14 protein-coding genes and 1 pseudogene are annotated in these 21,660 nt (G+C 61.7%); 9 read left to right on the top strand and 6 right to left on the bottom strand.

The window, feature by feature from the left end:
- The first annotated feature begins 33 nt into the window (after window positions 1-33).
- The 5 genes from V7M64_RS05670 (at window position 34) to V7M64_RS05650 (ending at window position 7,120) form a co-directional block, all read left to right on the top strand.
- The gene (locus tag V7M64_RS05670) at window positions 34-1,518 is read left to right on the top strand and encodes an NAD(P)H-hydrate dehydratase (RefSeq protein ID WP_333677674.1); all 1,485 of its coding nucleotides are present in this window, start codon (window positions 34-36) and stop codon (window positions 1,516-1,518) included.
- 241 nt (window positions 1,519-1,759) lie between these two features.
- Window positions 1,760-2,242 (top strand): tRNA (adenosine(37)-N6)-threonylcarbamoyltransferase complex ATPase subunit type 1 TsaE, encoded by a 483-nt coding sequence (gene tsaE, locus V7M64_RS05665; protein ID WP_333677672.1) that lies wholly within the window; start codon window positions 1,760-1,762, stop codon window positions 2,240-2,242.
- Between the two features lie 225 nt (window positions 2,243-2,467).
- Window positions 2,468-4,000, top strand: a complete 1,533-nt coding sequence (locus V7M64_RS05660; protein WP_333677670.1) for an N-acetylmuramoyl-L-alanine amidase — start codon at window positions 2,468-2,470, stop codon at window positions 3,998-4,000.
- A 117-nt stretch (window positions 4,001-4,117) separates the two neighbouring features.
- The gene (gene mutL, locus V7M64_RS05655; RefSeq protein WP_333677668.1) at window positions 4,118-5,941 is read left to right on the top strand and encodes a DNA mismatch repair endonuclease MutL; all 1,824 of its coding nucleotides are present in this window, start codon (window positions 4,118-4,120) and stop codon (window positions 5,939-5,941) included.
- Window positions 5,942-6,250: 309 nt separating this feature from the next.
- Complete coding sequence (locus V7M64_RS05650) at window positions 6,251-7,120, top strand: DUF1684 domain-containing protein (RefSeq protein WP_333677666.1); 870 nt, start codon at window positions 6,251-6,253, stop codon at window positions 7,118-7,120.
- Window positions 7,121-7,215: 95 nt separating this feature from the next.
- Here the strand turns inward: V7M64_RS05650 and V7M64_RS05645 are convergent, their stop codons facing one another.
- Entirely contained in the window at window positions 7,216-7,998 is a 783-nt protein-coding gene (locus tag V7M64_RS05645; protein WP_333677664.1) for an enoyl-CoA hydratase-related protein, read from the bottom strand.
- A 303-nt stretch (window positions 7,999-8,301) separates the two neighbouring features.
- Here V7M64_RS05645 and V7M64_RS05640 point away from each other — a divergent pair, with 303 nt between their 5' ends.
- The 3 genes and pseudogenes from V7M64_RS05640 (at window position 8,302) to V7M64_RS05630 (ending at window position 10,716) form a co-directional block, all read left to right on the top strand.
- On the top strand, window positions 8,302-9,054 hold the full coding sequence (locus V7M64_RS05640) for an FKBP-type peptidyl-prolyl cis-trans isomerase (protein WP_333677662.1): 753 nt from the start codon (window positions 8,302-8,304) through the stop codon (window positions 9,052-9,054).
- 35 nt (window positions 9,055-9,089) lie between these two features.
- Window positions 9,090-9,871, top strand: a pseudogene (locus tag V7M64_RS05635) (CoA pyrophosphatase).
- Window positions 9,868-10,716, top strand: coding sequence for a sulfurtransferase (locus tag V7M64_RS05630; protein WP_333677661.1), 849 nt, complete (start codon window positions 9,868-9,870; stop codon window positions 10,714-10,716). Before V7M64_RS05635 ends, V7M64_RS05630 begins: the two are co-directional and overlap by 4 nt.
- Window positions 10,717-10,813: 97 nt before the next feature.
- Here V7M64_RS05630 and V7M64_RS05625 read toward each other — a convergent pair whose 3' ends face one another.
- Complete coding sequence (locus V7M64_RS05625) at window positions 10,814-11,572, bottom strand: enoyl-CoA hydratase/isomerase family protein (RefSeq protein WP_333677660.1); 759 nt, start codon at window positions 11,570-11,572, stop codon at window positions 10,814-10,816.
- Window positions 11,573-11,945: 373 nt separating this feature from the next.
- Between V7M64_RS05625 and V7M64_RS05620 the strand changes: the two genes are divergently transcribed.
- Window positions 11,946-12,413 carry a hypothetical protein gene (locus V7M64_RS05620; protein ID WP_333677659.1) on the top strand — a complete coding sequence of 156 codons (468 nt, stop codon included), beginning with the start codon at window positions 11,946-11,948 and terminating at the stop codon, window positions 12,411-12,413.
- A 391-nt stretch (window positions 12,414-12,804) separates the two neighbouring features.
- Here the strand turns inward: V7M64_RS05620 and V7M64_RS05615 are convergent, their stop codons facing one another.
- From V7M64_RS05615 to V7M64_RS05600, 4 genes are all read right to left on the bottom strand, one after another.
- Window positions 12,805-16,611: a membrane-targeted effector domain-containing toxin gene (locus V7M64_RS05615; RefSeq protein ID WP_333677657.1), complete on the bottom strand. Its 3,807-nt coding sequence runs from the start codon at window positions 16,609-16,611 to the stop codon at window positions 12,805-12,807.
- A gap of 284 nt (window positions 16,612-16,895) precedes the next feature.
- A complete protein-coding gene (locus V7M64_RS05610; RefSeq protein WP_333677655.1) occupies window positions 16,896-17,447 on the bottom strand; it encodes a SpvB/TcaC N-terminal domain-containing protein in 552 nt (183 codons plus the stop codon).
- A gap of 48 nt (window positions 17,448-17,495) precedes the next feature.
- Window positions 17,496-17,816 (bottom strand): SpvB/TcaC N-terminal domain-containing protein, encoded by a 321-nt coding sequence (locus V7M64_RS05605; protein WP_333677653.1) that lies wholly within the window; start codon window positions 17,814-17,816, stop codon window positions 17,496-17,498.
- A 154-nt stretch (window positions 17,817-17,970) separates the two neighbouring features.
- A complete protein-coding gene (locus V7M64_RS05600) occupies window positions 17,971-20,799 on the bottom strand; it encodes an RHS repeat-associated core domain-containing protein (RefSeq protein WP_333677651.1) in 2,829 nt (942 codons plus the stop codon).
- Window positions 20,800-21,660 lie beyond the last annotated feature (861 nt).

Below are 21,660 nucleotides of genomic sequence, written 5' to 3'. Positions count from 1 at the left end.
GCAATAGTGTAGTGCGCTCCCTATAATCCGCCGATGCACGCTGACCGGCACCTTCGCGATCTCTACACCGTCGAACAGGTGCGCGCCATCGACCGGCGCGCCATCGGCGACCTGGGCGTCAGCGGCTTTGAGCTGATGAACCGCGCGGCCACCGCGGCCTTTGCCTGCTTGTGCCGCCAATGGCCGCATGCGCGACGCATCGTGGTGTTCTGCGGCCCGGGCAACAACGGCGGCGACGGTTACCTGCTGGCTAACATCGCCTATGGTTCGGGTGTCGGCGCCGAAGTGGTGGAGTTGAGCGACACCGTGCGCGGCGATGCGGTGCCGGCGCGTGAAACATGGTTGCGCAATGGCGGCATCACCCATCGCTGGCATCAGGATGCCTCACTGCCGCACGCGGACGTCTACGTCGATGCGTTGTATGGCACCGGTTTGAATCGCGCGCCGGAAGCGGCCGCAAGCGCCTTGATCGAACGCATCAACGCCTCCGGCATTCCCGTGCTGGCGCTGGATGTCCCGTCCGGTTTGAATGCGGATACCGGCCATTGCCCGGGCGCGGCGATTCGCGCGCAAGCAACGGTGAGCTTTATTGCTGCCAAGCGCGGCATGTATACCGGGCAGGCGGCGGCCAGGGCCGGCGTGCTGCATGTCGAGACGCTCCGCTTGCCGGACATTCTGTGGCAAGGCATGCCCGCCGATGCCACGCTGCTCGATGCCATGCATCTGGGCCCGCGCGCTCGCGATGCGCACAAGGGCGATGCCGGCCATGTGCTGGCGATTGGCGGGGATCACGGCACGGCAGGCGCCATTCGCCTGTGTGGCGAGGCGGCGTTGCGTTGCGGTGCCGGCTTGGTGAGCGTGGCGACACGCGGCGACAACCTCATTGCGTTGAACAGCGCGCGCCCGGAATTGATGCCGCATGGCGTGCATGGTCCGCAGGAACTGCAACCCATGCTGGAACGCGCCACCGTGCTCGCGGTCGGGCCTGGCCTGGGGCAAGGCGCATGGGGCCACGCCCTATGGCTGACGGCCTTGGATAGCGGCAAACCGCTGGTGCTGGATGCCGATGGCTTGAACCTGCTGGCGCGCGAGCAGCGCCGTTTCACCACGCCTGTCGTCCTTACGCCGCATCCCGGCGAAGCGGGGCGACTGCTAGAAAAAAGCACCGCCGACGTGCAGGTCGATCGATTCGCCGCCGTGCGTGAACTGGCGCAACGCTACGGTGCCGTGGTCGTGCTGAAAGGCTCCGGCAGCCTGATCGCCAATCCGGATGGACGTCTAGACGTCTGTACCTGGGGCAACCCCGGCATGGCCAGCGGCGGCATGGGTGACCTGTTGACCGGCGTCATCGCCGCCCTGATGGCCCAAGGTTGTTCGCCCTGGGATGCCGCACGCATCGGTGTCGGTCTGCATGCCCGCGCCGGCGACGTGGCTGCGCGGAAAGGCGAGCGTGGCTTGCTGGCCAGCGATCTGCTTGATCCGCTGCGTGCATTGGGCAACGGGTTAGGGGTGCTCTGATCCATTTTTGCGTAGGCGGCATGATGTCCAGAAGGCACGCAGAGCGTGCTGCGTGGCGCAGGGAAGGCTGGTTGTCTTTTCAAGCCGTGCGGCGCAGTCTGCGTGCCTTCTGGACATCACCCTTCGGGCCGCCCCTGTCTGTTCACATGCCTTCGGTTCATCGTCTCGACAGACGGCCAGTTTGCCTTCGACGATGACGCTGTGGCCTGTGAACAGACAGGGGCGGTGACGCCTACGCAAAATGAATCAGATCACCCCACGCATGACTGAAGAACATTGGGAGCTGCCCGACGAGGACGCGACCCGCACGCTCGGTGCGCAACTGGCCGGGGCCTTGGACAGCGGCCTGGTGGTTTATCTGCGCGGCGAGCTTGGCGCCGGCAAGACCAGTTTCGCGCGCGCCTTGCTGACGGCGCTGGGCGTGGGCGAACGCATCAAAAGCCCCACCTACAGTCTGGTCGAGGGCTACCAGACCCGGGATGGCCGGCCGGCCTGGCACCTGGACTTGTACCGCATCGCCGATCCCGGCGAACTCGAATGGCTGGGGTTGGACGCGCTGGCCGAACCATCGGCGGTGGTGCTGGTGGAATGGCCCGAGCGCGGGCAGGGAGCATTGCCGGCACCGGATCTCGAAGTTCACCTCGGCTACCACGGCACCGGCCGGCATGCGCGCCTGCAGCCCAAGACCGCCCGTGGTGAGCAGGCGCTCCATAGGCTGGGATGACAATCCCGGCCATCGCCAGCATGCAGCGTTAGATTGTCATCGCGGCATGCATAAGTGTCCGTATTTATTGGGAAAACTGAACGGGCGGCGCATTCCTGTCGCGTCGGCAGAATGGTCCGCTTAGACCCAATATCTTGATCTGGCCTGACAAAAGCGTCGCAGGTCATGGAAATTTAAAGGAAAACCTCTTGCATTCAGGAATGTGGTGAGCTTCAATGCGCCACCATGAGGGGCTATCTCACTCGCATTTGTTGCCTGACTGCCACCGCGCTGCTTGCCGCGGCACCCGGCTTTGGCCTGCAGGCTGCCGAAGTGAAGAGCGCCCGCGTCTGGGCCGGTCCGGCTTACACCCGCGTGGTGTTCGATCTTTCCGGCCCCGCGAAGTACAAGCTCAGCCAGCAAGGCGACCAGGTGGTGCTGGAGCTGGCGGACAGCAGCACCGACGGCAAGCTCGCGCCTTCCGCGCAGGGCCTCTTCAAGGGGCTCAGCAGCACGTCCCAGGGTGACGTACTGCGCTTGACCGCCGCCGTGGCGTCCAACAGCCAGCCCAAGACCTTTATGCTCGGCCCGTCTGGCCAGGCCGGTTATCGGCTGGTGCTGGATCTCTACCCAAGCAACGGCAAGTCGCCCGCGGCTGCGGCCAAATCCGCTGCCGACAAGGGCGACGACACGCTCGTGGCGTCGAGCAAGCCGGCGCCGGCCAGTGCCCCCGCCGCCAAAGACGACGCCCCCGCTCCGGTGGTGATCAATGCCAGCAGCAAGCTGACGTCCCACAAGGGCGTCACCACTCGCCAGGCGGCCGTGCTGCTCAACAGCCAGCGCCAGGTGGTGGTGGCGGTCGATGCCGGCCACGGTGGCAAGGACCAGGGCGCGCATGGCCCGGATGGCACGCTGGAGAAGAACGTCACGCTGGCCGTGGCGCGCAACCTCGCCGCCTTGATCAACCGCCAGCCCGGCATGAAGGCCGTGCTTACCCGCGATGGCGATTACTTCATTCCACTCAAACAGCGCTACGAGATCGCCCGCCAGAACCAGGCGGACCTGTTCGTCTCGATCCACGCCGACTCCTACACCAGCAGCGACGCCAAAGGCTCCTCCGTGTGGGTGCTGTCGCCGCGCGGCAAGAGCTCGGTGGCGGCGCAGATGCTGGCCGATCGTGAAAACAGCTCCGACCTGATCGGCGGCGTATCGCTGGCGGCTGAAAACGACAGCCTCGCCTCCGTGTTGCTCGACATGCAGCAGGGCTGGGCCGTGCAGGCCAGCGAAACGGTGGCGCAGGACGTGCTGAATGCACTTTCCGCACTAGGCCCCACACATCGCGGCTACGTCGAGCGCGCCAACTTCGTCGTGCTGCGTTCGCCGGACGTGCCGTCGATCCTGGTAGAAACGGCTTTCATCAGCAATCCGACCGAAGAGCACCGGCTGCGTGATCCTGGCCATCAGCAGCAGCTGGCTACCGCCATCATGGATGGCGTTAAAGGTTATTTCCTGAGCAATCCGCCGCAAGGCACCTGGTTTGCAATGGAAGCGGCGCGCCGCAAGGGCGTGCTGCCGAACGATGCCAAGACCGATACGGTGGCCAGCACGGACCAGCCTGCCGACGCCGACGTGCGCGACATGCACCGCGTCGTCACCGGCGAAACCTTGCGCAGTATCGCCAAGCAGTACGGCGTAAGCGTGGATACGCTCAAGAACGCCAACGGCATCAACAGCAACAGCGTGCGCACGGGCACGATGCTGGTCATCCCGAACAGTTGACGTACTCGGCTTCGCGGGGCGCAGTCTCCTCCCCTGCTAGCGCAGGGAAGGGAGCAGAGCTGCGCGCTTCGAAATCCGGATAGTTGATGCCGCCGCACGCTGCTAAGCTTGCGCCCCATGTCGCGCATCCGTCCCCTTCCGCCCGAACTCATCAACCAGATCGCAGCCGGCGAAGTGATCGAACGGCCGTCCTCAGTGGTGAAGGAACTGGTCGAAAACAGCCTTGATGCCGGCGCCGGCCGCGTCGAAGTCGATATCGAACTTGGCGGCGCGCGCCTGATTCGCGTACGCGACGATGGCGACGGCATCGCTGCCGACGATCTGCCGCTGGCCGTTGCCTCGCATGCCACCAGCAAGATCGGCAGCTTCGATGATCTCGAACATGTCGCCAGCATGGGCTTTCGTGGCGAGGCGCTGGCGTCGATGGCTTCGGTCGGCCGTTTCGCCATGACCTCACGCTTGCGCGGCACCGACAATGCCTTTCGCATCGAAGTCGACAGTGGCCGCATGCAGGACGTGCGACCCGCCCAGCATCCGCAAGGCACCAGCGTGGAAGTGCGTGATCTCTTCTACAACGTGCCGGCACGTCGGAAATTCCTGCGCGCGGAACGCACGGAATTCGCGCACATCGACGATCTGCTCAAGTCGCTCGCACTGGCACGTGGCAGCGTTGAATTTCGCCTGAGCCATAATGGCAAATCGGTGCGCGTGTGGAAGGCCGCGCGCGACGACAACGCCATGCTGATGCGTGTGGCGGACATGCTCGGCGAGACATTTCCGCAGCAGAGCCTGCGTATCGATCACGCCTCGGCAGGTATGCGCTTGTCCGGCTGGGTGGGCTTGCCGACTGCGTCGCGTCCACAGGCCGATGCGCAATATTTCTACGTCAACGGCCGGTTGGTACGCGATCGCGTGGTGGCGCACGCGGTGCGCCAGGCGTATGCCGACGTGCTGTTCCATGGCCGTCATCCGGCGTTCGTGCTTTACCTGGAGCTGGACCCCGCTGGCGTGGACGTGAATGTGCATCCGGCCAAGAGCGAGGTGCGTTTTCGCGAGCAGCGCCTCGTGCACGACTTCCTGTTTCGCACCTTGCATGAAGCATTGGCGCAAACGCGTGCCGGCCAGCATGTGTCGACCGAGGCGCCGGTGTGGAACGCTGCGTCGAGCGTCGCCACGGCGGTGGTGCAGGAGGCGAGCCGGCAGGTGAGCCATTGGCCGGTAGGCGCATCGCAAAGCCGTCTTCACCTGGGGGTTCGCGACGAGCCGTTGATCGAGTACGCCACCTTGCTGGGCGAGCCGGTGGCGGACCTGCCCCATACCAGCTCGCAACCCATGCCGGCGGTCGATGAGAGCGAAGCGCCGCCGCTGGGATATGCCATCGCGCAACTGAAGACCATCTACATCCTGGCCGAGAACACGCATGGTCTGATACTGGTCGACATGCACGCTGCGCACGAACGCATCACTTACGAAAAGCTGAAAACCGGTCGTGCATGCAGCAATCTTCGCTCGCAAATGTTGCTGGTGCCGTTGTCGGTGCCAGTCAGCGCGAAGGAAGCCGCTGCCGCCGAAGAACACGGCGATGCCCTGGCCGATTGGGGCCTTGAGCTTTCGCGCAGTGGTCCTTCCGCAGTGGTCGTGCGGCGTATTCCCGCGTTGCTGGACGGCGCGGACGTAGCCGAACTTACCCGCAGCGTGCTCGGCGAACTGGCGCAGCACGGCAGTTCGCGTCAGCTGCAGGAACTGGAAAACGAACTGTTGTCGAGCATGGCTTGCCACGGTTCGGTGCGCGCCGGCCGGCGCCTTACCATTCCAGAAATGAATGCCTTGCTGCGCGAGATGGAGGCAACCGAGCGCTCCGGTCAGTGCAATCACGGTCGCCCCACCTGGGTGCAGCTGGGCATGACCGAACTGGATAAACTTTTTCTGCGCGGCAGGTAGATTGCATGAAGTATGCATTCCCTCGCCGCCGTCATTTCCGCGAAAGCGGGAACCCATCTTCGATTTTGCCTCAAAGCAAAATGGATTCCCGCTTTCGCGGGAATGACGGCCCCCTCAGTGTGATCGTTGGCTTTGCCGTTCCTATGCGATATGGCCTGACCGGATAAGCTTGTTCTCCGTTGTCGCCGAGCAGTTCTTGTTTCCCCCATAAATAGCCGCCCATACTCGGCATGACTTGCATCGAGCGGAGCAAACCCCATGTGGCGCCATGTCCTGGCCGGATTGATCCTAAGTACTGGAGTAGCCCTCGTGCATGCCGATACCCCCCACCAAGCCGCAACATCCGATGCCTATCAGCAGAGCATCGAGCAGTGGCGCGCCCAACGCATCGCGAAACTGACCGCGCCGGATGGCTGGCTCAGCCTGATCGGGTTGGAATGGCTGCAGGAGGGCGCCAACAAAGTCGGCACCGCCACGGACAACGACATCGTGCTGCAGGCCGGTCCCGCGCATCTTGGCGTGATTACGCTGGACAAGTCCGGTCAGGTGCGGATCAAGCTGGACAAGAGCAGCGCCGCGACGGTGGATGGCAAGCCGGCCGACGACGCTACGTTGATCGACGACATGCACGTCGCCGCCGATGCAGCCCCCACCCAGGTGGCTTTCGGGACGGCAAGCTTCTACGTGATTGATCGCGAAGGCCGCAAGGCGTTGCGCGTAAAGGATCCCGACGCTGCCACGCGCAGGCATTTCCTTGGTATCGATTACTTCCCGATTGATCCGTCGTGGCGCATCGTGGCCGAATGGGTGCCATTCGACCCGCCGCATGATCTGAAGATGGGCTCGGTGATCGGCACCATCGACACCGTAAAGGTACCGGGCAAAGCCGTGTTCACCCGCGATGGCCACACCTACGAACTGCTGCCGTACCAGGAAGAGCCGGGCGGCGAATTGTTCTTCGTGCTTGCCGATCGCACGTCCGGCCACGAAACCTATGGCGCGGCGCGCTTCCTCTACGCCGCGTTGCCGCAGAACGGCAAGGTGGTGCTGGATTTCAACAAGGCTTACAACCCGCCTTGCTCGTTTACGCCGTTCGCCACCTGCCCGCTCGCGCCGCCGGAGAATCGGTTGGATTTGCGCATTGCCGCGGGCGAGAAAAAATACCGCGGCGGGCATTGATCGTTTGAATCTCCATCTTGCGCGATCAACTCCCTCCCCTGCGTGTAGAAGGGGATAGGCTCTCAATTTCGCCAGTAGTAACGTGTGCGTCGCTCTTATTTTCCTTTGAACGCCGCCTTGCGTTTCTCCAGAAACGCACTCGTCCCTTCCTTCATATCTTCCGTCGCGAACATCAGCGCAAACGCCTGCGTCTCAAACTCCAACCCTTGATCCAGCGACGTTTCGCCGCCCTGCAACACCGTATCCAGAATGCTTGCCGCCGCCACCGGCGCCGCGGCAGCGAGCTGGTCAGCCAGCGCATCGACCGCGTCATCCAGTGCTTCGGGGGCCACCACGCGGGTCACGATGCCCAATTCATAAGCGCGCTGCGCGCTGATGGTGCCACCGGTCAGGCATAGCTCCAGCGCCGCGCCGCGGCCGGCCAGGCGCAGCAGGCGCTGGGTGCCGCCGAAGCCCGGGATCAGGCCCAGGTTGATTTCCGGCTGGCCGAACTTGGCTTTCTCGCTGGCAATGCGCAGATGGCAGCACATCGCCAGTTCCATGCCGCCGCCCAGGGCAAAACCTTGAATGCGCGCGATGACCGGCTTGCCCAATCGTTCGACGCTGCTCATCAGCCGCTGGCCGGCGCGCGAGAAACTTTGCGCCTGCATCGGCGTGTAGCCATTCATTTCACTGATGTCCGCGCCAGCCACGAACGCCTTGTCGCCCGCGCCGGCCAGCACGATCGCCCGTACCGCGTCGTCTTGCGCGGCCTGGCTGAAAGCGAGGGTCAGCTCGTTCAAGGTTTCGCGGTTGAGCGCATTGAGCTTGTCCGGCCGGTTGACGGTGATGGTGCGCACGGCACCGCGGTTGCCGATCTCGAGATTGCGATAGGCCACGTAAGGGCTCCAGCAGAGGTAAAGCACTGATTTTAGCAGCGGGAACCTTTGCTGCTCCCGGCTTTCTCATTGCCAGTCCGGTGTCTCCGCCGTGCCGTTCCGAGCCATCCCTCGCTGCGCGAAGCGTTACGGTGTAGCTGCATCGAGCCACCGATCTGCCTACGATGACGGCTTTCGCCGTATGCTTAGAGCCTGCCCCATGCCTCCAAGTCGTACTCACCAGTTCTGTTTGCCCGGATCGCGGCCGCTCAAGGATGCCGGCTGCACGGAGGCGTTGGGCGGTTTTGCAGCCTGGAGAATGTAATGACACCTACGCGTTGGTTGCTTCCCGTTCTGCTGCTGCTTGCCGCGTGCGCGGTTCAGGCGCAGGGAACGAACGCGTCCGGTTCGTCATCGCCGCAAGCCCCGGCGGCGAAGCTCGACAAGCACAAGCTTTCCTACGCCATCGGCTACCGCATCGGTACGCAGTTCTCCGACGGCGATATCCCGGTCGACATGGCCGTGCTGCAGAAAGCCATTGAAGACGCCTACGCCAAGCGGGCACCTGCCGTATCCAGGCAGGACATGTACAACCAGCTGGTCGGCCTCGGCGAACGCATGCATGACCAGGCGATGGCCGAGTTCCATCGCATTGCCACCGAAAACGCCAAGAAAAGCGCTGACTTCATGACGCACAACGCCACCCTCCCGGGCGTGGTGCAGTTGCCTTCGGGCATCCAGTACTCGGTGATCAAGAAGGGCGACGGCACGGTCAGCCCGGGCATCGACAGCCAGGTCACCGTCAACTATCGCGGCATGCTGATCGATGGCACCGAATTCGACAGTACCTGGGCGCACGGCCACCCCGTGACTTTCGGCGTCGACAAGGTGCTGCGCGGCTGGCAGTACGTGATTCCGCACATGCACGTGGGCGACCGCTGGAAGGTAGTGATCCCGCCCGCGCTCGCCTACGGCGACCAGGGCGCGCTGCCGCGCATCGGCCCAAATCAGGCACTGGTGTTCGACATCGAGTTGCTGGACATCAAGCCGCCGAATCCACAAGCGCCAAACCCCTGACGCCGGTACGGCATGTGCGTTAGCATGTCCGGCGCATGTCGAACCCATCCCCGCTTTCCCCGCAAGCCATTCTCAGCCCCTGTGTCGGCATCTGCCGGCTGGATGCGCATGGCTATTGCGAAGGCTGCTATCGCACCGGCGATGAAATCGCCCGCTGGCGCAGCATGAGCGAACTCGAACGTTCACACTTCATGGACGTGGTGCTGCCTGCACGCGAGCCCACATGATGGAAGCCTTGCAGCGCGTCCTGCGGCCGCTGTCGCAACCGCCGCTGCCGCCGGGTTGGAACCATGCCGAGATGACCGAGCTGATCGGCGAGGTCGAGCGCCGTCCGGCCGCCGTGCTGATAGGCGTGCGCGACGAACAATCATTGCGCATGGTTTTCACAGTCCGCACGGATCATCTCAGCTCGCACGCGGGACAGGTCGCGTTTCCCGGCGGCAGTGCCGATCCCACCGACGCCGATGCGCTCACCACCGCGCTGCGCGAGACGGAAGAGGAGATCGGCTTGCCGCGCGCCCTGGTGACTCCGCTGGGTTACCTGGATTGCTTTGAAACCATCAGTGGTTTTTGCATCACGCCGGTGGTGGCGCGCATCGATGCCCAGGCGCGCTTTGTGCCGGCACCCGATGAAGTGGCCGAAGTATTCGAAGTGCCGCTGGCGTTCTTCCTCGATCCATCGAACCTGAAACGCTACGCCATGAACTACCGCGGCCATCGACGCGAGATGGTGGAATTCCAGCACGAAGGCCACCGCATCTGGGGCGCCACCGCCGCCATCTTGATGAATCTTCTGCAAAGGATGGAACAGTCATGAAAAGCACGTTGATCGCCGCCGAAGAACTCGCAGCCCTGTCGCCGGATGGGGTGCTGATCGTCGATTGCCGCTTCGATCTCGCTGATGCCAAAAAAGGCGAGCGCGATTACCACGCCGACCACATTCCCGGCGCCGTCTTTGCCGACCTCGATCACGACCTTTCCGACCTCAGCCGCATACCGCTCGGGCTTGGCCGGCATCCATTGCCATCCGAACAAGCGTTCTCCGCCGTGCTGTCGCGCCTGGGCTGGCGCCCGGGTTTGCAGGTGGTGAGCTATGACGCCGGCAATGGTTCGCTGGCGGCAGCGCGCTTGTGGTGGCTGCTGCGCCTGTGCGGTGTACGCGAAGCCGCGGTGCTCGATGGCGGCTATGCGGCGTGGAAGGCGGCGAACCTGCCGATATCGCAAGAGCCGTCACCACGACAGCCAACCCAGGTGAGCGTGCATTACGAGGGCAGTCAGGTAGTCATCGATCACGCTACCGTCGGTAGTCTGCAAGACGGCTTGCTTATCGATGCACGTGCCACGGCGCGTTATCGTGGCGAAGTGGAACCGATCGATCGTGTTGCAGGCCACGTGCCCGGCGCGGCGAATCGGCCGTTTACCGAGAATCTGCAAGCCGATGGGCGTTTCAAATCACCCGCCGAATTGCGCGAAGCGTTTCGCGCGGTGATCGGCGATCATGCGCCCGAACACGTGGTGCACATGTGCGGCTCCGGCGTTACTGCCTGCCACAATCTGCTGGCCATGGAGCATGCCGGGCTGGCCGGCTCGCGCTTGTACGCGCCTTCGTGGAGCGGATGGATCAGCGACGCATCACGGCCCATCGCAGCAGGGAATACGTAGATGGGAGTGAGGCGCAGCGAACGCCAACATGGTATGCACGCGTGGAATGTTGGCGCGCGCGTTCCGCGCAGGCTGGATTGTCATGCCAGCCCGCAAATTACTTCGCCTTGCTCTTCAACCTCGCCACCAATGCCTGCAACGTCGCCTGGGTCTGCGGATGGAAGAAAGCGTCCACGAACGCATCGATCGGCAACGCATCCACATTCGCAAACGTGGCCATCAGATCCGCCCGTGCGATCAACCGCGTTCGAAGCATCGCATGCGAGGGCAGGGCGAGCGTTTCATTGAGCCAATGCAAGGCACGCGTGGTTACCTGGTCCACCGCGACCAGTTCGTCCACAAACCCGAACGCCAGCGCCTGCTCCGCATCGATCAATGCGCCGGACACCAGCAAGCGTTCCGCCCGATACGAACCCACCACCCGGCGCAGCGCCATCTGGATGCAATCGGGCGCAATCAATCCCACCTGTACCTCATTCAAGCCGATGCGATAAGGGCCTTGTGCCATCACGCGGTAATCGCAGAACAGCGAAAGCACCGCGCCGCCCGCAGGACTGTGGCCGGTGACGGCGGCGACCACCGGTATCGCCGAGTGGGCAAGGGCGGTGCAGGTGGCGAAGAACTCGCGCCAGAATTCGCGCACGCCGGGACGGTCGCGCGTCAGCAGCTCCGGGACATCCACGCCGGCGGAGAACATGCCTTGTGCGCCGGATAGCACAACGCCGCGCGCGCCGTCGTGTACGGCTTCTGCCAGGGCTTGTTGCAGGGCTCCCAACAAATCCAGGTTCAAGGCGTTGACCGGCGGACGCGCCAACTGGATTTCTACGACGGCATCGTGCTTGGTGATAGTGAGCATGGGTGTTCCGGAAGCAGTTCAAGATTGCGGCTGGTCGTCAGCCGCCCCGGTGTAGCGTACGCCATAGTCAAGCACGGTCCCGCCATGAACGGGTACCTTCGACCGTGATTCCAGTGGGTCGGTAGCTTGCTTGCTCGGCTTGGGGAGGGATGGCCTCACGGCCATTGCCACAAATGGTTTGGATGTTCGTGCTCCGTGACCGTGCATTCTCGCCGGGGGAATCGTGCAAGCCCTGGCATGTGCGAGCGCGCGCGAGGCTGGCGCGTCCGCGCTTCACCTTTTCGTAGTTCGTTGCTACCCACGGAGGCAGTTTCATTCCGCGTTGCTTGCGACACAGATCCATACATCTCAATTCATCATGAGGAAAATGATCATGTCCAACGTACAGGAGCGCACGGTGGTATATGGACCTTTTGATAAGGCGGGCAAGGCTCAAGGCGAGATGCAGGCGATCATGCAGGCCAGTGTCGAATCCGTTGACCTTCAGTTCAATGCGCAGCATTTTTATCGAGATACGAGACGCGGGTGGCTATATTTTCACGCCAGTATGCGGGTGGGGCAGGATCGAGGCGTAATTATTGCCCTCGCGCTGCGTGACAAAGATGCGGCCAGTGGTACGTACACGGTGCCCAGTGACGACGTGGTTCTTCTGTCTTACATCCGCGAAGGCAATGATCCAGACTCAAGAATTGAATATCGCGCCACCCATGGCAGCATCGAATTTGAGAATCACCAGCCTGCCGAGCGCATTAGCGGAAGGTTTCAGTTTACGACCGAGACCGTGAATGGGATTTCTTATCGCGCGATAGGCGGACGGTTCGATATTGTGGGAATGAATTAGACACGCAGTTTTTCACGGTGAACCAGTGCTGGCTTACCCCGGTTTGATCCTGTCTATTGATCACCTCTTTTGGGCTCACCAAGCGCAGGCCGTTGACCGGAAAACGCAGCGAATACATGCCCTCCCTACTGCCGTAGGGAGGGATCGATCATCGTGAAGGCTGGCACTGAGCTGGCGTCAGATTTGTAGAAGATTGTCGAGTCGATGTGAATCGATAAATTTTTACCGTCGCATCGCAGGGAATGTGCCGAGGGCGGCCTGTATATCCGCAATCCGGAAGCGCGTGGCTGCATCGCCTACGGCAGGCCGGACGTATCCGGGACAGGCGCCCCAGCGCGGCCCGAAAAGCATGGAAACCCCGGGGTACGGCCTACGATCCACATGCTTGGCGTCACCTCGTTCCCGGACGGCGCCCTCTTGCAACATCATCGATGTTCAGGTCGATCCGAAGATCTCCGCTTTGTATCTGGAGGAGGCGATTCGGAATTCCCTGCCAGCGTTCAATGGGGGTACTTATCGAGGTGGGTATACCCTTCGAAGTAGGGTGAATCTCGACACCGACCGCTCCCAGAATTTCCGACAGCCCCGGCACGAGAGGCCTGCCGCTCGTTTTCATATGCCCTTGCCCGACCAGCGCAAGCCATTTTCCCGGATGCAGTCCCTGATCCATCTCTATGACTGTTTTTCCCCAGTAGTTCATTGATTTCAATCTTGTATTGATACCTGCCGTGGGGCTGGTGTACAGATGGTTGTCTATCCCAACAATTCGGATGCCGAGTTCTTCTGCCCGTTCAAATAAATTTCCTACCGTATAGGGCCATCCATATCGCCCCCTGTCCCAATCGCCGTCCGCGGCAAGTCGTTGCCTCCTTGTTTTCGCCTGGGTTATCCATTCGCCATCGAATCCCTCGACATAGATGGTAGTGACACCATTTCTTTTTAGATTGGACAGGTTGTCGTAAAGAAATTTAATCGAAGATACGTTGGTGTGTTCTTCGCCAAGCACGAGGCCGTTTGAATTTCTATACACGGCATCGATGAGATCTGTTGTGGTTGCATTTTTGCCAAGTGAAGGAATGGCAGGCCGGGGTGGGTAGGTGCTTACGGGAACATTATTGTAGTAGTCGTTATAAAGATTTTTGAATGCAGTGCGCCGCTGCTTATAAGTTTGCGCATGGATGAATTTAGCCAGCAACGCGGCCTGGTTTCCCGATTGAGACGTTGAAGGCGCGGCGCTTCCTGCACTCGAACTTGAGCCGGGCGTGGACTGGTTTGCTCCGGCCGCCTCGATCCGGATGACTTTGGGCTGCCACACCTCCTTGCCATTGCGTAGCTCTGGCTTGGCAATGATGCCGGCGCTGACGAGCTGGCCTTCATTGTCGGGATCGATGGTACGCAACAGGTAGTGGCCATTTGGCTGGTCAGGCATTTTCGGAGCCAGATAACGCTGCCGCTGTCCTGGCACGTCTACGATAGTCATGCGATGGACCGCAGCGGCTTCGTGCAGCGCGCTGTCCCCGGTTGCGCGCCGTGGAACGACACGCGCCATGGAGGTTGCCGGGCGCTTGGCGCCGTTCTGCACAATGGCAGCAAAGTTCGGCAAATCCTTGAGGCTCGTGATGGCTTTGTAAGGATTAAGCAAGCGCCGCAGCCCCTTCATTGCAGCCCGGCCTGGTGCCACGATGTCCGCCGCCGAGGTGGCTATATCCATGGCAGCAAGAAAGAGATCTCCCATCGTTTCTGCATCCAGCTGCTGATTGGATTTGGACAAGGTCTGCGTGTCGGCCAACAGCCGTCGTACGTGAGCGTCGTAAAGCGTGTCTTCGAGCTGTCGGAACGACGCAGCCTTTATGTCGCCGCGATCGAATATGTCGTAGCCCCTTTTGAATTGTTGATCCAAAAAGGATTTCATATTTTCAGAGACATGATTTTTAAAATAAGCCTGCCAGTCGTCTCCTCTGAATCGGCGGTCCCTTTTCAGATCGTCCATGCCTCGCGGGTAAGTCGCAAAATCGTTGCCATCGGGCGCGTTGGGCGTGTAAAGAAGCAGGCGGGCGTCGGGTTTGGCATTCCTCTTAGCGATCAGTAACGGCCCTTCGACGCTGGCGCCTGTTCGACTGCCTCGGCCGGCGCCGATGGCTAGATGGAAAATCTGCAGTGGTTCGCTGTTATCACCGAGCCCATCGGGATGGTCCAAGAGTGCCATGACCTGGGCATAGCCTTGGTCGTCCAGCGCGCCACTGAGCCTCGCTTCTTTCGCATCAGCGCGCATTTGCGCGGCGTAGCTGTCCTTCCAGCCTTGGCGCAGTTCATTGCCCTCAGCGGATAACATGCGCCGCTTGAGCAGGTCCTGATGGCCCTGGCCCACATTCAAATCGCGAGCCAACCTGTGCAGATCGCTTTGCAGCAGGGTGATCTGCTTCCCGTTGCGGTCCGTAAAGCTGGCTCGCGAGTTGGGATTCACTGCGGCGTTGGGAATGAGATCCCATTTGGTCTTGACGTTATTGAGCGCGAATTGAGTCAAGGAAACCGACGGCTGAGGGAGCGGTCGTCCTGCTCGGCTCGCATACGATTGCACCTGGATGGTATCCGGATCGATGTCCGCATCGGGATATTTCGCCTGCAAGCTGTCTTTGATGCGCTGGGCGGCATACTCCTGCAATGTAGGGATTTGCTCTTGCATGCTGTCATGGAGCGCTTCGGCCTTCTGCTTCGAGTCCCGTTCCAGTTGGTCCAGCTGTGCACGATCCAGCTCGCTGGCGTTCTTCCACCACGCCGGACGATTGTGTTCGACCACGGCGGCATTCCGCCGGGCCTCTATCTGGTCGGCATCGAACGAGGCTGTCAGGGGTTCGGAGAGATTCCCGGCGACCGCATTCAAGTCATTCAGATCGGTGATCCCTCTTTCCTTGGCCTGCTTGAAAGCGTACGCGGTGTCGCTCTTATGGCGATCCAGCTGCGTTTTGACGCTGTAGTTGAAGATATCTTCGCCAAGCGGATTGAGACCCAAATGGAGCCCATCAAGGCGGGATGGCAGCTTGTCCGCGTCTTCGTCTGGTAGTGCACTCAACAGCTCTTGGCGATTCTGCTTCAGAACATGATCTTGAAAATCCTGCAGCGAATCGAAGGTTTGGATACCTCGGGTTGGCGAATAGAACACCGCTACCGTCTTGCCCGACGTGGAATGGTTATCAGCGATCAGGAACGCCCCTGGCACGGTCAAGCCGGGGGGCGGGATGTTGTTCGCAATGATCGATACGCCATACACCGCCGGCGTGGTGGGCTGCTTGCGCTCTTCCGCAGTTGGAGCGGGGTTGGCGAGGACTGCGTCGATGAGCGCCCTGTGCTCCGGTTTTAAGGTGCCATCGATCGTACGAAGGTCGGCCTCCGCCCTGAACTGCGCCCCTCGATTCAGGCGCAGGTACGCTAATGGGCTGGTGTTGGCGGGAGCCCCGGGTGCGAACTCGCTGGGCGTGTCGAAGTAGTTGTCCGTGCTGCTCTGCATGGCGGCGGCCGGATCGCGGACCAGCTGGCCGAGCCGGTTTTTGAAGTCTGCCGGATCGGCTCCGTCGAGGGCCAAGTCGGCATTCACGGCGCTTGGGCTGGTGAAAAGGCCATAGCGCGTCTGGGGGTCGTTCAAAAAGGACGGTATCTGCCCTGTCTTGAGGGCTTCCGACAGCACATCCGTCAGTTTATGGGGAGCGTGCAGGTTGCGCTTCAACCCGGCGGCGCCACCGCGGTCATTGAACGTGCCCACATAGTCTTCCGTGTACTCATTGACATACACGCTATCCAGGTCAATCGGCAGCTTGCTGTTGGGAAACAGCGCCCTGGATACGGCCTGCAGGAAGGTAGGCCGTCGATCGACAATCGCCTGGACTTGCTGGGAACTGGCGGCCAGGCCTTCATTGCTTTTTTGCTCGTTGTCTACCTTGGCGGGATCGGTGGTCTGCACGTCGGAGCTTGCCTGCGCATGGTCGGCTGCCGAACGGGTGGTACGCAAGGTATTGGATGGTGCTCCGAATCGGCCGACGCCGGACGACTTTCGTGCATAGCCGGCGTCGGTAGACGAGAACGACTGCGCTTGTGGCTGGGGCGAATGAGGTTTGGCAGCTTCCTTGTCGGCGGCCTCCGATGGCGGTGCATGAGTGTCAGCCACAGGCGCGTTGGATAGCGAAGGAGTGGAATCAATGGCCATAGATATGCTCTCGATCGAGGAGACGCCATCTATGTCGCCCAAAAGGGGTGTGCATGTGAGGTAATTATGTTCGGTCTTCAGCGATGGCTTGGCGTGTTTCCGTCGCTTCGCCGATGCTGGCCTTCCTCGCGCGGTATTGGACACGCCCGGTGGTCGCTCGCCACGCAAGTCCGAGGCATACGCTGGGCGAACGTGTTGCTGGGTAACGTGAAACGTACAACGTATTGCTGCATCAAATAGACCGTCGTGCGCAGGCCAGTGGTTTGCGCCGGGCTGGGCGGCCGCTACGTCAATACGTTGTGTGGGGTAGTGGTTTGCTTACCGGGCGCGCTGCGTTCGAATTCACTTCGAACGACGTCGATGGCTAATGAGAGATGCCGGCGAGTTTTTGGTATAGCTATCGAGCTGCTTGAATTTGCAAAAAGTCGGTTTTGCGGTGGCGTGAGGGTGCGTTTTTCAGCAAATGCCTGGGTGTCCGCGGCGGTGGCGCGCTCGCCGTAGTCGATGATTGCTTCGAAATGCCACGTGACGCCGGGCAAGGCGCTTTCATCCCACAGATAGAGTGGCGCGTGAAAACGCGCGTTGCCGTAACGGATCCTGCTCAGGTAGCGCTGGGCTTTCGTGTCACATCCGTCTTGCTCCGCGCCCGCGGCATCTTCCGGCAGGTAGTCGTACAGAATATGTTCGCCATAAGGATTGACCGATTCCTCCAGCCACCATTCCGTTACGCGCACTGTTGGATCATCCGGATCGGCCACGCGCGCTGCCGCCCGAGCCTTCCACGCGCGGCTGGTAACGAGACACCTGGTGCGGCATCGGCAGCACCAGGCCGCCATACTCGGTCACCGTGCTGACCACAGGACGGCCGTGCGCATCGCGTTCCATCAGCAGGATGTCGCCGCTGGGCCCAGTATCTCGTCGTCGGGAAGATACGCCGGCACCCCTCTCGCGGTATGCCGCGTGAAACCGGGCAAAGGCAGCGACCAGCCGATACCGAACGGGCCGTTGCCTTGATTGCTGCCGTATTGCAGCGCCAGCTCGGGTGCGTAGCCGCGGCCAGGCGACAAGGGCAGCGGGATCGATAGCGTGGCGGCGCCGGTCGGGCCGACCGCGCCCCAGCTTTTGCCGATGCTCTGGATCGCGCCGCCGCCCTTCGGCAGGCTGGGCGGCGCGATGGCGAGCGTGTCGGGGGAGCGCTCGGTCATGGCAAGCGTTGCGCCGGGACATGCGATCGAGATCTGAAGGGCGACATACGACGCGCTGCCGAACCGGGGCGGTAACACCGGGATCCGGCGCCTGGGCGACTTGCTGCGAGATATGGGTAGCGTTCGCCAAGGCGCGTCATGTGGCTGCCTGTCCCTAAAACAAACCGGCAACCGACGCTTTGCTGGGACGTGGGAACCAAAAGTTTTGTGGATTCAGGGGCAGCTGCCGATCAATTGTTATGCCAATGGGCACCTCGGTTACATCATAGGAACCGGATGCGAATGCGCCCTTCACGCGGATATCGGAACTACCTTGCGCAACGTCTGTTTTTAACAGCGACCGGAATTCGCTCGGAAGCTTCTCCGCCCAAATTCCCACGAGATCATTGATCTTGTTAGCGTCCAGCGACGAATTCACTAGCGGGGTGACGACCATGCTCAACAGATGCCCAGCGTTGCCGGCGGCGGCGCGCAGCATGGCGGCATCGGCCACCTTCTTGAATTCCGGAACCTTCAACTGGTTACGGTCTTCCGGCTTTGGGACTTTCAGTTTCGAATTCGTCCATCCCCCGCGCGTGGCTGAGCCGGTGGCGGCGGCCGTACCGGCGACAAGTGCGGACACGTAGATCTTGTCGACCGCTTCCGGTACGGCCGCGCTGGCGAAATAGTTACCGACCAGGGTCAATGCATGGGCCGAAGCGGACACCGCCACGCCCGTTGGGTCCGGCTCCCCCTCCCATTCAACCGTTGTCCCGAAGTTGGAAACGCTTTGCGCAATAGCCTCTCGCGTGCCTGCACCCAACAAGGTTGCTATCTGTTTCGTTGCGTCCGTGTTGTAAGCGGGGTTGTTGAAGTAACCAAGTACCGAGGGAAGGCCACCGAGCACGCCGCCGATCACCGCTCCGCCCAGTCCAGCGGCAAGTTGAGCCAGGGAGCTATGGTCGCTCTTCTGGGCCGCCGCACGCATCACGCTGAATCCTACGTAGCTACCGGGGATGGCACCGGCGAGGGCACCCGCACCGGTCAGTGTCAAATTGACGGTGGCGCTGGCGGCACCGGCCGCGTATTGAAGCCCTTTTGTTACGCCAAATTGCACCGCGGCCGGAGTGAGCGCGGCGAAGGATTCGCGCCCGAAAGCCGACAGGGATGCTTGCAAAGATTGGGTAGGCTCGACCCAAAGCCCCGCCGTATCGATATTGACCACCGGATTGCCGCCCACGAAGCGATAACGATTGCTGCCATCGATATCGCCCGCAGGATCGGGATTGAGCCAGCGCTGCAGCCATGGCGCGTAATAGCGGAACCCGTAGTAGTACAAGCCGGTGGCGTCGCGCTCCTTGCCCGAATAGCGGACCGTCTTGTAGCCAGCCTCGATCTCGCTGCGCGCGCTCCATCCCGCCGTGCCACCGTACGGGTAATACCACTCGTGGCTGATGCGCTGGGCGTCCTGGTCCAGCTCCTGCACGCTGGAGCCCAGATGATTTTCCAGCACATAGCGCAATTGATCGTTGGGCAGCCCTGCCGGCGGCTCGCCCTCCCAGTGGAGCGCGCGCAGGTTGACACCGCCCGCGCTCAGGCCGATCACCTGCAACACTTCGCCAGTCGCCGTATCGGTACGTAGTTCCAACCCCGGCAAGTAGCGCACTTCGCGGATATGCGTGCGCGCCTGCGCCTGGGTGCTGTGCAGCTTGCGCGTGCGCTGTTGGCTGCCGTCGTAGACATAGCGCTCCTCGTCATCGGGACCGAGCGTGCGGGTGACCGGTGACACGCCTTGCAACCGATTCCGGCCATCCCACCTCAGGGCTTGGCCGGGCTGCAACGTGCGCAGATTGCCGTTCGCGTCGAAGCTTGCCGCAAAGTCCGCCTCGCCGAGGTCCGGCTTGGGCAGACTGCGATTGCTGGCCGGCGCCACCACCATCTGCCGCGTGTAACGCTGATCGCCGACATGACGCAGTTCGATAAGGTTGCCAGCCGCATCGTAGTCATAGGTTTGGGTATAGGGCACCAGCGCGTGCGGATCCGGCTGCACGTGCAGCTCCGGCGGGCCGGCGCCCATCGTGATCCCGGCCATTTCGCTGCCGGTGGCTTCGACCAATTGGTACAAGGTGTCGTGGGCATAGGTGCTTACGCCGTCGCTGCGCCGATTGGCGTAATAGCGGACGGCTTGCGTGGCGTCTTCGACCTGCACCAGATTGCCGACCGGATCATAGGCATAGGCAAAATGCTGCAGCAGCGTGCCGTCGTCCTTATGCATCTGTGCCTGCAGCAGCCGGCCATCGGCCGGATCGTAGGCGTACGTCGACGTGACGTCATTGCCGGCGGTCTGCGCCACGATCTGGCCGGTCGGGTCGTAGGTAATATCGCTGACCAGACGCTGCTCGCGGATTTGCCCAGGCCATTGCAAATAGCTCTCCTGCAACTGGCCGGCCACGGTATAGGCGTAGCGCTGAAGGTTGCCCTTCGCGTCGGTACGCTCGCTTAACTCGCCGAGTGCGTTGTAGCGCCAGCGGCTGGTGAAGCTTTCGGCTTCGAGCAAGGCATCGCGTTCGATCAAAGCCTCCGGCCAGTCCGGCTCGTCCAGGCTAGCCAGAAAACGACGGGTGTCAGTGAGCGCGGTACCACCGAGACCGTAGTCGGGGAGATGGCGCGTGCCGGCCGGATCGTCATGACGAATCAGCCGGCCGCAGCGATTGTGCGCGGCTTCCGTATCGATGGCGTCACCATAGGTGAAACGTTCGAGCACGCGTGGTGCCTGTCCGGCAATCTGCTCCGTCACCGCCGTAGTGCGCAGAGCAGGATCGTAGCCAATGCAGTGCGTGCTGCCACGGCTGTCCCAGGTTTGCAGTGGCTGTCCCGCCTCGCCATACAGGCCGATCGTCCAGCCCGCGTCTACACTGTCCGTGCGCAGCACGGCGCCTGACAAGCTGGTCAGGGTGCGAGTGTTGGCGGCGACGGTTTCGCCGGCCTCGGTCAAGGCCCACAAACGGGGATCCCATCGCAGTGCCTCGCGGCCTCGCACGTTATACGCGAAGCGGTGTACACGCGATTGGGCTTGCTCAGTGACCGAAGCCGTTGGCGAGCGGCAGTACGCCACTTTGCGCACTGTCAAACCGCGCGGATCCCATGCCGTTAACGTCGGCGTGTGAGCATGGAGGGCGGCATGGACATCCGGACTGGATTGCATCAGCGCTGCCTCACTCGCCGCCGCAAGAGGCATGCATAGAGTGCGGTCAGCAATGGCCCGCACGCACCCTCCGCGTCATCACATGCTGACGCAATGTGATTGGTCAGTAGCGTCTGCCGTTGAATGATTTGACCAGGTTGAGCCAGCACTGACTGCCGTGGGTCCATGTGCCACTCCATCCCGAAGTTTTACAAGTGGACTGGTGTGTGCGACTACGACATCGCAACCAGCACCTGACTTTAGCCATGACGTTATGCGAGAGCGACTGATGCTACATGTGGCGTGTTCTTCGGCGCTGCTGTGTCATCGCATCGGCAAAGACGGCCGCTCGCATGGGCGAACAAAGTAAAAAACGAGAACGCTGCACAATATTAAAGGCTGCTTAAGCAGACCCACCCCACTCGCGCGCCGCAATGTACGTTATATCATGTGAAAAAAACGCGCATGCGGCATGCGCAGGTCAATGGCATGCGATGGAATGGCGACATTGCTCATTTGCAACGGGGATGCCCAGCATTGCCGTCCGCCTAGTGGGGTGGCTCAGGAGTGCGTACGGCTGGGCAAACTCGTAATGGATCTCGTCGGTACGACAAGTAAAGCAAATGTCCTCTGGTTGAAGCGGTGCTGCATCTCGATGTGTCGATGGCCATCTGGCGCTCC

This window comes from Dyella sp. (assembly GCF_036746095.1).
In the GTDB taxonomy this organism is placed as follows: domain Bacteria; phylum Pseudomonadota; class Gammaproteobacteria; order Xanthomonadales; family Rhodanobacteraceae; genus Dyella_B.
This window is presented reverse-complemented; position numbering and strand designations above follow the sequence as displayed.

Bases quoted from the DNA above. Each gene is read 5' to 3' on its own strand.
- V7M64_RS05670 (WP_333677674.1), top strand. From the start codon at position 34: ATGCACGCTGACCGGCACCTTCGCGATCTCTACACCGTCGAACAGGTG.
- tsaE (WP_333677672.1), top strand. From the start codon at position 1,760: ATGAATCAGATCACCCCACGCATGACTGAAGAACATTGGGAGCTGCCC.
- V7M64_RS05660 (WP_333677670.1), top strand. From the start codon at position 2,468: ATGAGGGGCTATCTCACTCGCATTTGTTGCCTGACTGCCACCGCGCTG.
- mutL (WP_333677668.1), top strand. From the start codon at position 4,118: ATGTCGCGCATCCGTCCCCTTCCGCCCGAACTCATCAACCAGATCGCA.
- V7M64_RS05640 (WP_333677662.1), top strand. From the start codon at position 8,302: ATGACACCTACGCGTTGGTTGCTTCCCGTTCTGCTGCTGCTTGCCGCG.
- V7M64_RS05630 (WP_333677661.1), top strand. From the start codon at position 9,868: ATGAAAAGCACGTTGATCGCCGCCGAAGAACTCGCAGCCCTGTCGCCG.
- V7M64_RS05625 (WP_333677660.1), bottom strand. From the start codon at position 11,572: ATGCTCACTATCACCAAGCACGATGCCGTCGTAGAAATCCAGTTGGCG.
- V7M64_RS05620 (WP_333677659.1), top strand. From the start codon at position 11,946: ATGTCCAACGTACAGGAGCGCACGGTGGTATATGGACCTTTTGATAAG.
- V7M64_RS05615 (WP_333677657.1), bottom strand. From the start codon at position 16,611: ATGGCCATTGATTCCACTCCTTCGCTATCCAACGCGCCTGTGGCTGAC.
- V7M64_RS05610 (WP_333677655.1), bottom strand. From the start codon at position 17,447: ATGGCGGCCTGGTGCTGCCGATGCCGCACCAGGTGTCTCGTTACCAGC.
- V7M64_RS05605 (WP_333677653.1), bottom strand. From the start codon at position 17,816: ATGACCGAGCGCTCCCCCGACACGCTCGCCATCGCGCCGCCCAGCCTG.